The organism is Pseudarthrobacter ribosi, assembly GCF_055412865.1.
In genome coordinates, this window is record NZ_JBVAYZ010000007.1 from 47,954 (window position 1) to 62,519 (window position 14,566).

Below are 14,566 nucleotides of genomic sequence, written 5' to 3' on the forward strand. Positions count from 1 at the left end.
GGTCCTCAAATGACGATTGCCGTCACCCGCCAGGGTGTACCTGTAAGCAAGACCTCCCACCCGCCTGCCCCGGCCCCGGGAGACACGGCGCCAGCCGGCGCTGTCCCGGACGGAACGGTCCGGCACCTCCGGATCGGCGACCTCGACCTCGAATCCGGGGCCCGGCTGCCGGACGTCACCCTCGGCTACGAGACCTGGGGGACCCTCAACGCGGACCGCTCCAATGCAGTGCTGATCGAGCACGCGCTGACGGGGGACACCCACGTCACCCGCGGCGCCAGCGAGGAGCCGGGTTGGTGGGAGCAGCTCGCCGGCCCCGGTGCCCCGGTGGATACGGACAAGTACTTCGTCGTCTCGATCAACATCCTCGGCGGCTGCTACGGCTCCACGGGTCCCTCGACGCCGGCGCCCGATGGAAAGCCCTGGGGCTCCCGGTTCCCGCTCGTCACGCTGCGGGACACGACCGAGGCCGAAGCCAGGCTCGCGGACGCCCTGGGCATCCGGAGCTGGTACGCCGTGCTCGGCGGTTCCCTGGGCGGGGCGCGCGCCCTGGAATGGGCCGTCAGCTACCCGGACCGGGTCCTGCGCTGCGGCGTGATTTCGGTCGGCGCCGCCAGCACCGCCGAACAGATCGCTTTCGCCCAAGCGCAGACCCTCGCCATCCGGCAGGACCCCAACTTCAACGGCGGGGACTACTACGGAGGTCCGGAACCCGAAGCGGGCCTGGCCCTGGCCCGGCGGATTGCGCACATCACCTACCGCTCGGCCGCGGAGCTGGACGGACGCTTCGGCCGGAACGCCCAGGACTCCGAGGCCCCGCTGGAAGCCGGATCCCTCGCCGGGCGCGGCCGCTACCAGGTGGAGAGCTACCTCGACCACCAGGGCAACAAACTGGTCCGCCGCTTCGACGCGAACAGCTATATCGCCATCACCGAAGCGCTCATGAGCCATGACATCAGCCGGGGCCGCGGTGCCCTCGCCGAGGCCCTGGCTCCGGCCACGGCGGAATTCCTGCTGGCGGCCGTCGACTCGGACCGGCTGTACTTTCCGGCCCAGTCCCACGCGCTCGCCGCTGCCCTGCCGGGCGACGTCGCCGTGCACACCATCGAGGCGCCGATCGGGCACGACGGTTTCCTGACCGAGATCGGCCAGCTCACCAGCCAGCTCCGGCGGTACTTCTTCGGCTAGTCCACTTCGGCTGGTCTTTTGCGGGACCGACGCCGGTCCGGCAGAAGAGCGTCCGGCCCCGGGCTTCCTCTGCGGCGAGTCCGCCGGTAGGCTCACGGCGCATGACCATCATCGATGAACAGGGCCGTCCGGAACCTCCCGTCGCTGCCGGCGAGGCTGCCACGCTCCTGGGCTTCCTCGACTACCAACGGGCAACCCTCGAGTGGAAGTGCGCCGGCCTCGATGCCGAAGGCCTCAACGAGAAAACCGCCGCCTCCACTGTGACCCTCGGCGGGCTGCTGAAGCATATGACCTATGTGGAGGACAGCTGGTTCTCCCACTCCCTGCACGGACAGGACCGGCAGCCGCCATGGAACACGGTGGACTGGAAGGCACGCCCGGACTGGGAGTTTCACTCAGCCGCCGGGGACTCCGCCGCCGAGCTCCGTGCACGCTGGCAGGATGCCGTCGGGCGCTCGCGCTCCCTCGTTGCCCAAGCCCTGGCCGGCGGCGGGCTGGACTCGCTGGCCAGGCGTGCCTGGCCCGACGGGCAGGCGCCTAACCTCCGCTGGATCCTGTGCCACATGATCGAGGAGTACGCGCGGCACAACGGCCATGCCGACCTCCTCCGCGAATCCGTGGACGGAAGCACCGGAGAATGAGACCATTTGTGCAATTTTGCAGATACGCTCTGCACTAATGGCCGTTGAGGCTCAGGGCGGGAGCGCCCATACTCATTGAGAATGATGCCGCGTGTCACAAATCACGCCGCGTCCATTGTCCAGAGGTCCATAGGGTGTCGACGGAGACACCGAAGGAGTCGAAATGAGTACACAAAACGCCGCCAGGCGCCCCGAAGAGGAAGACGTCAAGTCGTCCGGACTGAAGAAGGTAGTAACGGCCTCCATGGCCGGCACCGTTGTCGAATGGTATGAGTTCTTCCTCTACGCCTCGGCCGCGACCCTTGTCTTTGGTAAGTTGTTCTTCCCGAACTCCGGCTCGGAACTGGACGGCATTATTGCCGCTTTTGTCACGTACGCCGTTGGTTTCGTCGCCCGCCCGATCGGCGGCATCGTCTTTGGCCACTTCGGCGACAAGTTCGGCCGCAAGCAGCTGCTCCAGCTGAGTATCATCCTGGTCGGCGTTGCAACCTTCGCGATGGGCTGCCTGCCGACCTTCCAGCAGATCGGCTACTGGGCACCGGCCCTCCTGGTATTCCTGCGCTTTGTCCAGGGCTTCGCCGTCGGCGGTGAATGGGGCGGCGCCGTCCTCCTCGTGGCCGAGCACAGCCCGAGCAAGTCCCGCGGCTTCTGGGCCTCGTGGCCGCAGTCCGCGGTCCCGCTGGGCAACCTGCTCGCCACGGGCGTGCTGTTCACGCTGTCCGCCACGCTGTCCTCCGCCGACTTCCTCAGCTGGGGCTGGCGCGTGGCCTTCTGGCTCTCCGCCGTGATCGTACTGGTCGGCTACTACATCCGGACCAAGGTCACGGATGCCCCGATCTTCCTGGAGGCACAGAAGGAAGTCGCCGCTGAGAACAAGGGCTACGGCGTCGCCGAAGTCTTCCGCCGCTACCCGCGTGGCGTCTTCACCGCCATGGGCCTGCGGTTCGCGGAGAACATCCTCTACTACCTCGTGGTCACCTTCTCCATTACCTACCTGAAGGTGATCGTTCAGACGGACACCTCCCGGATCCTGCTGCTGCTGCTGGTGGCGCACGCAATCCACTTCGCCGTGATCCCGATGGTCGGCCGCATGTCCGACCACTTCGGCCGTAAACCGGTCTACATGGCCGGCGCCATCCTGGGCGGCACCTGGGGCTTCTTCGCCTTCCCAATGATGGACACCAAGAACGACCTCATCATCCTCGCGGCGATCACGATCGGCCTGCTCTTCCACGCCCTGATGTACGCCGGCCAGCCGGCCCTCATGGCTGAGATGTTCCCGACCCGGATGCGCTACTCCGGTGTTTCGCTCGGCTACCAGGTCACCTCGATCGTCGCCGGTTCGCTGGCTCCGATCATCGCCGTCGCCCTGCTGAGCCAGTTCAAGTCCTCCACTCCGGTGGCCGTCTACCTGCTCGGCGCGTGCATGGTCACGCTGGTGGCGGTGTTCTTCCTGAAGGAAACCCGCGGCATCTCACTGCACGACGTTGATGCCGCCGATGCCCAGGGCACTGCGGACCTGCTGGCCGCCAGCAAGAAATAACAGCAAGAAGTAACCGCAAAAAAAGTATGAGAACCAGCATCAGCCCGGTCCCCGCAACGCGGGGGCCGGGCTGATGCTGTTGGAGAGGCTCAGCCTGCCAGGACGGCTCAGCCTGCCAGGACGGCTCAGCCTGCCAGGACGGCCTGGCGGGTGGAAATTTCGGTCCGGACCGCTGCGAGCACGGCCTGCACGGGGGCCGAGCGCAGCGATTCCGCGCGTGCCACCGCCCAGATCGGAAGCTGCCGCTGGAAGTCGTCCGGCAGCACGGGCAGGAAATCGGGGTCACCGACCGCCAGGAAGTTGGGCAGCAGGCCGATCCCGGCGCCCCGCCGGACAGCCTCAAGCTGGGCAAAGATGCTGGTGGCCTGAAAGCTGGAGCGCGGCACGGGAAGCTGGGTGGAGCGGTGGCCCAGTTCGGCGACCTGCAGCGCCGACTCCACGTAGGAGACAAAGCCGTGCTGCCGGACGTCGTCGAGCGTCACCGGCAGGCCGTGGTCGCGGGCGTACTGCGGGCTGGCGTACAGCCGGAGGAAGTAGTTGGACAGGAAGATGGTCTGCGCATTGCTGACGTCCAGATTGCCCACCACCACCTCAAGATCCACCCCCGACCGGTTCTGGCTGACCTTGCGGGTGGCGCTGAGCATCTCGACGTTGAGCTGCGGATGGCCCTGCTGCAGCCGGACGAGCGCCGGTGCGACAAATTCGGCGCCGAAGCCGTCCGGGGTGCTGATCCGGACCAGTCCGGAGAGCACGTCCTCGGAGTGCGCGATCCGGTTCGTGAGCGCACCGAGCGTGCCCTCGATGGACTCGGCGGCCGCCACGGCGTCCTGGCCCAGGTCTGTCAGTTCCCAGCCGTGCGGGCTCCGCTCCAGGGTGCGTCCGCCCAGCTGTTTGTCCAGCGCCAGGATCCGGCGGGAGATGGTCGTGTGCGTGGTACCGAGGGTCTCCGCCACCGCATTGAACCTGCCCAGCCGTGCCACGGTCAGCAGGATGAGCAAGTCGTCCGGACTCGGAAGCCGCCGCAAGTCCACAAGAACTCCTCTGAATTCAGGTATGTGCATTCATGCACATACCATCTGTAGTTTTTTCCCTTGATTGCACTGTAACAGGGTGTGATGCTTGACACGGAACGTCCGGCGATTGGCCGGATCACGCGCAGGACGCAAAGCAAGACACACAGCACGACGCAAAGCAAAGGAGCTTATGCCATGGCAGTAATCGCTTGGATCGGACTGGGGAACATGGGCGGGTCCATGTCGGTGAACCTCGTCAAGGCCGGCCACGACGTCCGCGGGTTCGACCTTAATGCCGAGGCCGTTGCCGCCGCGGTCGCCGGCGGCGTCAAGCCCGCCGGCAGCATCGCCGAAGCGGTCGGCGGCGCCGACGTCGTCTTCTCGATGCTCCCCAAGGGCGAGCACGCCCGCGCTGTCTACCTCGGCGAGGACGGCGTCCTGGCCCACGCGGACACCCGCACGCTACTGGTGGATTCCTCCACGATCGACATCGCCTCCGCCCAGGCCCTGCACGACGCCGCCGCTGCCGCCGGCTTCCGCTTCGTCGACGCCCCGGTCTCCGGCGGGATGAGCGGCGCGAAGGCCGCCACCCTGACCTTCATGATCGGCGGCGAGGAAGGTGCCGTGGCCGAGGCCACGGAATACATCAAGCCCATGGCGGCGAACATCATTCCCACCGGCGGCGCCACCACCGGCCAGGCCGCGAAGATCTGCAACAACCTCATGCTCTTCATCAACCTGGCTTCGACCGCGGAAGGCGCCGTGCTGGCGGACCGGCTCGGCCTGGACAAGCAGGTCTTCTGGGATATCGCGTCCGTGTCCTCCGGCGACAGCTGGGCCCTGCGCACCTGGTACCCGGTCGCCGGAGTGGTCCCCACCGCGGCCTCCAACAACGACTTCGCCCCGACCTTCACCACCGAGCTGGCCAACAAGGACATCGGACTGGCCATCAGCGCGGCCCGGGACACCGGCACCCCGCTGGAAATCGGCGAGCACGTCCAGCAGCTCTTCCAGCGCCTCATCGACTCCGGCAAGGCCGGCATGGACTGCTCGGCGATCGTCAAGCTCGTCGACGGCACCCTCGATACGGCCAACTAGCCACCCTGCCCCGCAGCCGGCTGCACACCCCGAACCTGCACCACACGAGAGAGACCCACCCCATGGAACGCATTCCGCACTTCATCAACGGCGCCCTGATTTCCGACGCCGAGCGCTACGGCCCCGTCTTCAACCCGGCCACCGGCGAGCAGGAGAAAGAGGTCGCCCTGGCCTCCGCCGCCCGCGTCGAGGAGGCCATCCAGGCCGCCCGCGCCGCCCTGCCCGGCTGGCGCGCCACCAGCCTGGGCAAGCGCACCAACATCTTCTTCAAGGTCCGCGAACTGCTGATGCAGCGCCGGCCCGAACTCGCCGCCCTGCTGACCAGTGAACACGGCAAGGTCCTCTCCGACGCCGAGGGCGAGATCACCCGCGGCCTGGAGAACATCGAGTTCGCCACCGGGCTGTCCCACGCCCTCAAGGGCGAGCGCTCCGAGCAGGTGGCCGGCGGCGTCGACGTCCACTCCGTGCGCCAGCCGGTCGGTGTGGTCGCCTGCATCACGCCGTTCAACTTCCCGGCCATGGTGCCGCTGTGGATGATCGGCAGCGCCCTGGCCTGCGGCAACACCGTGCTGCTCAAGCCCAGCGAAAAGGACCCGTCCTCGGCCATCTTCATCGCGCAGGTCTTCGCCGAGGCCGGCCTGCCCGCCGGTGTCCTGAACGTCGTGCACGGCGACAAGGAGGCCGTTGACGTGCTGCTGGAACACCCGGACGTCAAGGCCATCAGCTTCGTCGGCTCGACGCCGATTGCCCAGTCCATCTACAAGCGCGCCGCCGACCACGGCAAGCGGGTGCAGGCCCTGGGCGGCGCCAAGAACCACATGGTGGTCCTGCCCGACGCGGACCTGAACATGGCCGCCGACGCCGCCGTGTCCGCCGCGTACGGCTCCGCCGGAGAGCGCTGCATGGCCGTCAGCGTCCTGGTCGCCGTCGGGAACATCGCCGATGATCTGGTCGGGGCCATCACCACCCGGATGGGCACACTGAAGATTGGCCCCGGGACCGACCCGGCGTCGCAGATGGGCCCGCTCATCACCGCCGAGCACCGCGACAAGGTCGCCTCCTACGTCGCCGGCGCGGCCCAGGAAGGCGCCACCGTGGTGGTGGACGGCCGGGAGCAGGAGTTCGACTCCAACGGCTTCTTCATCGGCGTCAGCCTCGTTGACCACGTCAAGCCCGGCATGAAGGTCTACGACGACGAGATCTTCGGCCCGGTCCTGTCCGTGGTCCGCGTCGAGACCTACGCCGACGCCGTCAAGCTCGTGAACGACAACGAGTTCGGCAACGGCGTGGCGATCTTCACCCGCGACGGCGGCGCCGCGCGGCAGTTCGAGTTCGAGGTCGAGGCCGGCATGGTGGGCGTCAATGTGCCGATCCCGGTTCCGGTGGGAACCTTCTCCTTCGGCGGCTGGAAGAACTCGCTCTTCGGCGACACCCACATGTACGGCCCGGAGAGCATCCGCTTCTACACCCGCGGCAAGGTCGTCACCACCCGCTGGCCGGACCCGTCCACCTCGGTGATCGACCTCGGCTTCCCGCAGGTCGACTAAACCAGCCGGTCAGCCACCCGGGCCGGTCCGCCCGGCCCGGGTGGCGCCTTGAACAAAACAATGCGGGGTCACTCCGCGCCCGTCCGGTACCGGATCTTGGGCGCCGGAGTGACCCCGCGTTGCTGTGTGGGGGGTTAGCCCTTCATGATCTCCGTGCGCTGGGCCATGTAGTCCTCCATGGACAGCTCGCCCTCGCTGTACCGCTGGTCCAGTTCCGCGAGCTTCCGCGCCCGGAAGCCCTGCGGGGCCGACGGCGGCGGGGGCACCGCGGGGCCCGACGGCTGCTGGCTGCCGGACTCCCAGGTGTTGGACTGGGGAGTGTTGGACTGGGGAGTGTTGGGCTGCGGGAAGGGCTGGGGCTGGTTACCGGGGTAACCCGGGCTGTCCTCATAGGGGACGGGGGGCTGGTGGCCCTGCTGTCCGGGGTAGGGCTGGTTCGGGTACGGCTGGCCGGGGTACTGCTGGTTGGCCGGCGGCGCGGGCTGCCGGGGAGCGCCGAGTTGGCCGAAGGCGCCGTAGTAGTCCCGCTGGGTGAAACCGTCACGCGGCTGCTTGTTCTGTTGCCCCGGGTACGGGCCGGGAGCGTCGCCGGGGAACTGCCCGAACTGGTCCGGGCCGCCGGGCATGCCCTGGTTCTGGTTCCGGCCGCGCACTGACTTCTTGTAATAGCGCATCGCGATCGGGATCAGGAATGACAAGATGATGATCCATAAGAACAGATTGTTCACGGTACCGGGCCTCTCAGGAAGTGTTCTCCCAGCTTAACGCGCCCGCCTCGTCCGTCGTGCCCGGCTCCGCGCGGCACGGCTCCGTCAGGCGACGAGGACGGCCGGCATCCCCAGGAAACTGCCGTACGACGCCACCGCCCGGCTGATCCCGGGGTCCGCCGCGGGATCCGCCCGGGAGTGCAGCCGAACATCCAGCTCGCAGCGGCCACGGGCCAACCGGTGCCGCCATACCCCGGCGAGCCGGCCGTCCCGCAGGACCAAGTGGGCCGGTTCGCCGGCCGCCGGGGCAAACGGCGCTTCTCCACCCAGATAGTGCCGCGACATGGAGTACCCCATCACGTATTCGTCGTAGCACTGGATCAGGTCGATCCGGGGCGGGCCGGCCGCCGTGGCGACGGCCGGCCCGGGCCCGAAATGGAACTCCACGCCGTCGATCCGCACGGTTTCGAGCATCCCGGGAGTGCCGTCCCGCACCAGCCGCAGCCCTGCCCGGACATCCGCCAGGGTCAGCCCCGACCAGTCCGCGCAGTCCTTCTCCGTCGCCGGGCCGCGGCTGGCGAAATACCTCCGGACCAGCTCGGCCAGGGCAGCCGGGCGGTCCATCAGCCCCGCCGGGGCGGCGGGGACCCGCTCGTCGAAGAGCGCGTAGCTCTGCTTCAGCGCCCCTCCCGCGCTCCGCACCGGACTGCCGCTGACCAGCACGCCGCTGGCCTCGGCGAACATGACCCGGTAGGCCAGCCCGAGGCCCTCGGAAGCGTGGCCGGCCCTCCGCAGTTCCGCGGCGAGCTGCTCCCGGGTCTTGTGGGCGCCGCCGGCCACGGCACCGGCCAGCACCCGGTTGCTCTTCGCGCCCTCCGCGGCATCCAGCCCGGTCCGGCGGTACATCCCCGAGTTCCCCTGATGGAGCCGTGGTGCGGAGAGCGCCAGCAGCCAGCGCAGATCGTCCCGGTGCACAAAGTGCCACGTGGGCCGCAAAATGTGCGTGCGCAGGATGGTGCCCTCGGACACGGCCTGCTCCACCGCCGCGGCTGTGGCTGCCGCGCTCCGCTGGGCCAGGGTCCAGCGGGCGTAGGCGAACTCCTGGGACTGCACGGCCAGCAGGTTCGTCAGTGCATCCTCCGCCGTCGACGCGAACGGCTCGCGCAGCCTCTGGCGGTGGAGCCGCAACCGCACGACGTCGTCGGGATCCATCACATCAGCCTGGGCACGGCGGTCAGGAGCGCGCCGGTTCCTCGGCCCCGGGCGGCCCCTCGCCCGAACCGAGCGGCATCCCGGGGCCGAAGACCGGGCCCGGGAGCGGCCGCTTGGCCGTGACGCCGTCACCGGAGGAACGGTGCCGGAGCCGGCGGACTACCCAGGGCACGAAGTATTCACGCGCCCAGACCAGATCGCCGGAGCGCGCCTGCCGCCAGCTGCGCTGCGGCAGCGGTTTGGGGGAGAGCGGTTCCATGGTGTGTTCGACGTTGAGGGAATCCAGGACCATGGCCGCGATGGTGTGGTGGCCCAGCGGCGAGAAGTGCAGCCGGTCCGCATCCCACATTTGCGGATCGTTCAGCTGCCGCAGGGACCACATGTCCGCGATGATGGCGTCGTGGCGGGCCGCGATGGTGCGGAGGTTCTCGTTATAGATGGCCACTTTGCTGCGCACCCGGCCCAGCACGGACGAGCCGGTGTCGGGGCCGTTGAACAGGACCACAGTGGCGCCGGCCAGGCTGAGTATCTGGACCACCGAATCCAGCTTCTCGGCGAGGGCATCCGGATCCCCGCCGGGGCGGATGAGGTCGTTCCCGCCGGCGGACAGCGTCACGAGGTCGGGGCGGAGAGACAGGCAGTGGGCCAGCTGCTGGTCCGCGATCTGCTGCAGGAGCCGGCCCCGGACGGCGAGGTTGGCGTAGGCAAAGCCCTCGTGGCCGCGGCTCAGCTCCTCGGCCACCCGGTCCGCCCAGCCCCGGTGGCCCCCCGGACTCGCCGGTTCGGGATCGCCGATGCCTTCCGTGAAGGAGTCTCCCATGGCCACATAGCGGGTCCAGGGGTGGGTCACGGCGTTCTCTGGAGAGTTCTCCATGGCTTCGGTTTCGCTCACCTTCATATCGTGCACTCTTCCTGCAAACCTACGCCACCGTAGGTTGTTACCTGCGGGTAACTGTAAGAATGGAGCCATGACTCAAGCACCTGCCTTCCCCGCCCCCGTTGTCCTATGGTCCAAGCCCGAGCAGGAGCGTGCCGGAAAGCCGCTCCTGCTCCTGCTGCACGGCTACGGTGCCAACGAAGAGGATCTCCTGGGCCTGGCGGACATGCTGCCGGAGGAATTCGCGGTGGCCTCGGTGCGCGCTCCGATGGTGTCCGGCGCGGGATTCACCTGGTTCCCGCTGACCGCGTCCATCGAGTACTCCCTCGACGCGGTCAAGGACGCAGCCGCGTACGTGGAGGACTGGCTCGACTCGGTCCGGCCGGACCACTCGACCGTGACGCTGCTGGGCTTTTCGATGGGCATGGCGCTGGCCACCACCTTGCTGCGGCGGCGGCCCGCGGACTACGCCGCCGTCGTCGGGCTGTCCGGTTTTGCCGTGGACGCCGGCAGCGACCCTGGCTTCCACGACGCCGAACTGGACGGGACGGTGCCGATGTTCTGGGGCCGCGACCAGCAGGATCCGGTGATCACGCCGGACAAGATCGAGTTCACCATGGGGTGGGTGCGCAAGCATGTGAAGCTCACCAAGGTGCTCTACACCGGGATGTGGCATGGCATCAACCAGCAGGAAATGGGGCACGTCTCCGAGTTCCTCACCCACGGGGTGCTGAACAAATAGCCGCACGACGCCGGGCGGCCGGCCGCCCGGCAACGGCGCTAGGCCTCGGCGGGCGTGCTGATCCGCACGGTCCGGTTGTTCACCGTGACGGTGTCGCCGTGGTGGAGCTGGCGGCCGCGGCGCTCGTCGATCTCGCCGTTGACCTTCACGAGTCCGCTCTTGATCAGTTCCGCGGCCTCCACTCCGTCCTCGACCAGGCTGGCCAGCTTCAGCAGCTGGCCGAGCCGGATCATGTCGTCGCGGATGGGGATCTCTTCAATTTCCGGGTTGCTCATACAAGCAATGATGCCTGACAGAAAGTGGCAGCAATGACGCACCAGCCGCGGCTTCCGTTCCTCGCCGGGTTGCCCCTCGCCGTGGCTGCGGGGCTGCTCATGCCGGTGCAGGGCCGGATCAACGGCGCGCTCGGCGTGGCGCTCGCGGACGGAATCGGCGCCGCGGTGGTGAGCTTCACCACCGGGCTGGTGCTGATGATCGTGGTGTCGCTGGCGCTGCCGCGGGGCCGGACCGGGCTCCGGGCGATCCTGCCGGCGGTCCGGGAACGTAAGTTCCCGCCCTACTACGTCCTGGCCGGCTGCATCGGCGGGTTCTTCGTCTTCGCGCAGTCCTTCACGGTGGGTCTGCTGGGGGTTGCCCTGTTTACCGTCGCGACCGTGACCGGGCAGACCCTCAGCGGGCTGCTCGTGGACCGGATGGGGATCGGCCCGGCCGGCAGGAGGTCCATTACCGGCATCCGGGTGATCGGCAGCATCCTGACCGTCGCCGCCGTCGCCTGGGCGGTGTCGCCGCGCTTCTCCGGCGGAGGGCCAGGGCCGGCCGAGCTGCTCGTTCCGGTACTCCTTCCCGTGCTTGCCGGCTTCCTGATGAGCTTCCAGCAGGCCATGAACGGCACCGCCGCCGTGCATTACGGCACGCCCATCGCCGCGACCTTGATGAACTTCGTCGTCGGGGCGGTCATGCTCTGGGCCGCCTGGCTGGTCAAGATCGCCGTCGCGGGACCGGGCAATCCGCTGCCGGGGGAGTGGTGGTACTACCTGGGCGGACCCATGGGCTGTATCTTCATCGGCGTCGGAGCCGTGCTGGTCCGCAGCCTGGGCGTGCTGGTGACCGGACTCGGCATGATCGCGGGCCAGCTGCTGGGCTCGCTGGGGCTGGACCTGGCGTTCCCGGCGCCCGGCACCGTGGTGGCGCTGCCCACCGTGCTCGGGACCCTGCTGACCCTCGCCGCGATTGTGCTCGCCAGCCTGCCCTGGCCCAGGGGTGCCCTGGGACGGCGGCACCGGCAGCCGACAGGCCGGTAGGCTAGGAGGCGCAGCTTCCTGCGCCGCCATCATTCAGCACCCCTCCCGGGATGTGGGCTTGGTGCGTGTGCAGGGTTCATGTCTAAAATTTGCGTTTTGTAGTGCCCCGTCCGGCAACCAGCCGGGGTCCCGGGGCTGAAACCGCGGACCGCACCCAGCGGCCCTGTAGAAAGTGGAGTTCCCATGGCAGCAAAATCCGTCCTCGACCAGATCATTTCCCTCGCCAAGCGCCGGGGTTTCGTATTCCAGGCCGGTGAAATCTATGGTGGCTCGCGTTCTGCCTGGGACTACGGGCCGCTCGGTGCGGAGCTGAAGGAAAACATCAAGCGCCAGTGGTGGCAGTCCGTGGTCCGCGGCCGCGAAGACGTCGTCGGCCTGGATTCCTCCGTCATCCTGCCGCGCCAGGTCTGGGAAGCGTCCGGCCACGTCGACGTGTTCTCCGACCCGCTGGTCGAGTGCCTCTCCTGCCACAAGCGCTACCGCGCCGACCACCTCGAGGAAGAGTTCGAGGAGAGGAAGGGCCGTCCCGCCGAGAACGGCCTTAAGGACATCGCCTGCGCCAACTGCGGCACCCGCGGCGAGTGGACCGAACCCCAGGAATTCTCCGGCCTGCTCAAGACCTACCTCGGCCCGGTGGCCAGCGAAGAGGGCCTGCACTACCTGCGCCCCGAAACGGCCCAGGGCATCTTCGTCAACTTCAGCAACGTGCTCACCACCTCGCGCAAGAAGCCCCCGTTCGGGATCGGCCAGATCGGCAAGTCCTTCCGCAACGAGATCACTCCGGGCAACTTCATCTTCCGCACCCGTGAGTTCGAGCAGATGGAAATGGAATTCTTCGTCGAGCCCGGCACGGACGAGCAGTGGCACCAGTACTGGATGAAAGAGCGGATGTCCTGGTACACCGGCCTCGGCATCCGGGAAGACAACCTGCGCTTCTTCGAACACCCGCTGGAAAAGCTCAGCCACTACTCCAAGGGCACCACGGACATCGAATACCGCTTCGGGTTCCACGGCTCCGAGTGGGGCGAGCTTGAGGGCATCGCCAACCGCACGGACTTCGACCTGTCCACGCACTCCAAGGCCTCCGGCCAGGACCTGAGCTACTTCAACCAGGCCACCAACGAGCGCTACACCCCGTACGTGATCGAACCCGCCGCCGGCCTCACCCGCTCGTTCATGGCGTTCATGATCGACGCGTACACCGAGGACGAGGCGCCCAACGCCAAGGGCGGCGTCGACATCCGCACCGTGCTCAAGCTGGATCCGCGGCTGGCCCCGGTCAAGGCAGCCGTGCTCCCGCTGAGCCGCAACGAGGACCTGTCCCCGAAGGCCAAGGACCTCGCCGCCCAGCTGCGCAAGAGCTGGAACATCGACTTCGACGACGCCGGCGCCATCGGCCGCCGCTACCGCCGCCAGGACGAGATCGGCACCCCGTTCTGCATCACCGTGGACTTCGAGACCCTGGACGACCAGGCCGTCACGATCCGCGAACGCGACACCATGAGCCAGGACCGCGTGTCCCTGGACAAGGTGGAGGGCTACCTGGCCGCACGGCTGATCGGCGCCTGATCGTGGCGATCACCTACCGTGAATGGCGCGACGGCGATGACCTGGCCCTGCTGGAAATCTGGGGCGGGCCCGAAACCGAGCAGGCCCGGCAGTTCCGCGGCACCCTGGCCCCCTCGGGCAACGCACCGTGGCGCCGCTGCATCGTGGCCGAGGACGTCGTCGACGGCGTGGCCATCCCGGTCGCGGCCGGTGTGGTCCACGAGGCCTCGCTGCACCCGGAACGGCTCTGGGCCTACATCGAGGTCGACCGGCACCACCGCCGCACCGGCGTCGGATCCACGCTGCTGACCATGCTGCGGCACGAGGCGGCGCAGTCGCCGTCGGGCGTCTCCCGGCTCCGGACCAAGGTGGAACCGGGCACTCCCGGGGCAGCCTTCGCCGAGGCGGCGGGGCTGGCCCCGATCCAGCGCTCCCGGCTCGTCGTCGTCGAACCCGGCGCCCTCCGCCTGCCGGTCTTCGGTGACGGTTCCGAGGCTGCCGCCTCCGAGCAGGTCGGGGACCTTGCCACCGGGTCGGTGGAACTCAGCGACGTCGTGGGCCGGTACTACACGTCCGTGCACGGCTGGGACAGCCCCGGGGACCTGAGCATCGCCACGGTCCAGCGGCTGTTCCTCGACGAGCTCAGCGGGGCGCACGGCGCCATTGTGCTGCGGGCGCCGAAGGCCAGCGCCTTCGGCCAGGGCGTGCCGGCCAGCAGGAAGGGCCGGCTCGAGGCGTTCGCCATCAGCTACGCCGAACTGGCCCCCGCCGACAACCCCTCAGGGGACAAAACAGCAGGGGACAACACAGCAGGGGACAAAGCAGCAGGGGAGGGCGCTGCCCCGGCAGGCCAGCCCACCGATGTGTTCCTGGGCCACGAGCCGAAGCTCTCCGCGGAGGAGGCCCGGGCCGCCGTCCGGGACCTGCTGGCGCTGATTGCGTTCCAGCACCCCGTGCTGCTGGAACTGGACGACTCGATGGAGGCGCTGCGCGCCGTCGTCGGGCCGCTGCTGGAGAGCGGCAAAGCCCGCGTCCTGGGCGCCCAGACCCTGGTCGTCTCCGACCCGGCGTAGGTCCGCTTAACCGGACTGACCCGCAGCTGTTGCCGTTATGAAGCGTGATAACGGCCACAGCTGCGGGTCAGTTTGC

General features: G+C 68.4%; 14 protein-coding genes. 9 read left to right on the top strand and 5 right to left on the bottom strand.

Features of this window, described 5'->3' with window-relative positions:
• Nucleotides 1–9: 9 nt before the first annotated feature.
• The 3 genes from metX to ACZYZ5_RS09270 all read left to right on the top strand — a co-directional run bounded on the left by metX (nucleotide 10) and on the right by ACZYZ5_RS09270 (nucleotide 3,372).
• Nucleotides 10–1,188 carry a homoserine O-acetyltransferase MetX gene (metX, locus tag ACZYZ5_RS09260; protein ID WP_463901182.1) on the top strand — a complete coding sequence of 393 codons (1,179 nt, stop codon included), beginning with the start codon at nucleotides 10–12 and terminating at the stop codon, nucleotides 1,186–1,188.
• A gap of 101 nt (nucleotides 1,189–1,289) precedes the next feature.
• On the top strand, nucleotides 1,290–1,829 hold the full coding sequence (locus ACZYZ5_RS09265; protein WP_463901184.1) for a DinB family protein: 540 nt from the start codon (nucleotides 1,290–1,292) through the stop codon (nucleotides 1,827–1,829).
• Nucleotides 1,830–1,992: 163 nt separating this feature from the next.
• Complete coding sequence (locus tag ACZYZ5_RS09270; protein ID WP_463901186.1) at nucleotides 1,993–3,372, top strand: MFS transporter; 1,380 nt, start codon at nucleotides 1,993–1,995, stop codon at nucleotides 3,370–3,372.
• Between the two features lie 125 nt (nucleotides 3,373–3,497).
• Here the strand turns inward: ACZYZ5_RS09270 and ACZYZ5_RS09275 are convergent, their stop codons facing one another.
• A complete protein-coding gene (locus ACZYZ5_RS09275) occupies nucleotides 3,498–4,397 on the bottom strand; it encodes a LysR family transcriptional regulator (RefSeq protein ID WP_463901475.1) in 900 nt (299 codons plus the stop codon).
• A gap of 183 nt (nucleotides 4,398–4,580) precedes the next feature.
• On the opposite strand from ACZYZ5_RS09275, the gene mmsB reads away from it, so the two are divergent.
• Together mmsB and ACZYZ5_RS09285 are read left to right on the top strand one after the other, a co-directional pair.
• On the top strand, nucleotides 4,581–5,483 hold the full coding sequence (gene mmsB, locus ACZYZ5_RS09280; RefSeq protein ID WP_463901188.1) for a 3-hydroxyisobutyrate dehydrogenase: 903 nt from the start codon (nucleotides 4,581–4,583) through the stop codon (nucleotides 5,481–5,483).
• 62 nt (nucleotides 5,484–5,545) lie between these two features.
• Nucleotides 5,546–7,030 (top strand): CoA-acylating methylmalonate-semialdehyde dehydrogenase, encoded by a 1,485-nt coding sequence (locus tag ACZYZ5_RS09285; RefSeq protein ID WP_463901189.1) that lies wholly within the window; start codon nucleotides 5,546–5,548, stop codon nucleotides 7,028–7,030.
• Nucleotides 7,031–7,164: 134 nt separating this feature from the next.
• Here the strand turns inward: ACZYZ5_RS09285 and ACZYZ5_RS09290 are convergent, their stop codons facing one another.
• The 3 genes from ACZYZ5_RS09290 to ACZYZ5_RS09300 form a co-directional block, all read right to left on the bottom strand.
• Nucleotides 7,165–7,728, bottom strand: a complete 564-nt coding sequence (locus tag ACZYZ5_RS09290; protein ID WP_463901191.1) for a hypothetical protein — start codon at nucleotides 7,726–7,728, stop codon at nucleotides 7,165–7,167.
• Nucleotides 7,729–7,842: 114 nt separating this feature from the next.
• The gene (locus ACZYZ5_RS09295; protein ID WP_463901192.1) at nucleotides 7,843–8,949 is read right to left on the bottom strand and encodes a winged helix DNA-binding domain-containing protein; all 1,107 of its coding nucleotides are present in this window, start codon (nucleotides 8,947–8,949) and stop codon (nucleotides 7,843–7,845) included.
• A gap of 22 nt (nucleotides 8,950–8,971) precedes the next feature.
• Nucleotides 8,972–9,847, bottom strand: a complete 876-nt coding sequence (locus tag ACZYZ5_RS09300) for an SGNH/GDSL hydrolase family protein (RefSeq protein ID WP_463901194.1) — start codon at nucleotides 9,845–9,847, stop codon at nucleotides 8,972–8,974.
• A 70-nt stretch (nucleotides 9,848–9,917) separates the two neighbouring features.
• Here ACZYZ5_RS09300 and ACZYZ5_RS09305 point away from each other — a divergent pair, with 70 nt between their 5' ends.
• A complete protein-coding gene (locus ACZYZ5_RS09305) occupies nucleotides 9,918–10,568 on the top strand; it encodes an alpha/beta hydrolase (RefSeq protein ID WP_463901196.1) in 651 nt (216 codons plus the stop codon).
• Nucleotides 10,569–10,606: 38 nt separating this feature from the next.
• On the opposite strand, the gene ACZYZ5_RS09310 is transcribed toward ACZYZ5_RS09305, so the two are convergent.
• Complete coding sequence (locus ACZYZ5_RS09310) at nucleotides 10,607–10,843, bottom strand: RNA-binding S4 domain-containing protein (RefSeq protein ID WP_463901197.1); 237 nt, start codon at nucleotides 10,841–10,843, stop codon at nucleotides 10,607–10,609.
• A 33-nt stretch (nucleotides 10,844–10,876) separates the two neighbouring features.
• Here ACZYZ5_RS09310 and ACZYZ5_RS09315 point away from each other — a divergent pair, with 33 nt between their 5' ends.
• The 3 genes from ACZYZ5_RS09315 (at nucleotide 10,877) to ACZYZ5_RS09325 (ending at nucleotide 14,490) form a co-directional block, all read left to right on the top strand.
• Nucleotides 10,877–11,869 (top strand): DMT family transporter, encoded by a 993-nt coding sequence (locus tag ACZYZ5_RS09315; protein ID WP_463901198.1) that lies wholly within the window; start codon nucleotides 10,877–10,879, stop codon nucleotides 11,867–11,869.
• A gap of 183 nt (nucleotides 11,870–12,052) precedes the next feature.
• Complete coding sequence (locus ACZYZ5_RS09320; RefSeq protein ID WP_463901200.1) at nucleotides 12,053–13,438, top strand: glycine--tRNA ligase; 1,386 nt, start codon at nucleotides 12,053–12,055, stop codon at nucleotides 13,436–13,438.
• A gap of 2 nt (nucleotides 13,439–13,440) precedes the next feature.
• Nucleotides 13,441–14,490: a GNAT family N-acetyltransferase gene (locus ACZYZ5_RS09325; protein WP_463901201.1), complete on the top strand. Its 1,050-nt coding sequence runs from the start codon at nucleotides 13,441–13,443 to the stop codon at nucleotides 14,488–14,490.
• Nucleotides 14,491–14,566: the final 76 nt, after the last annotated feature.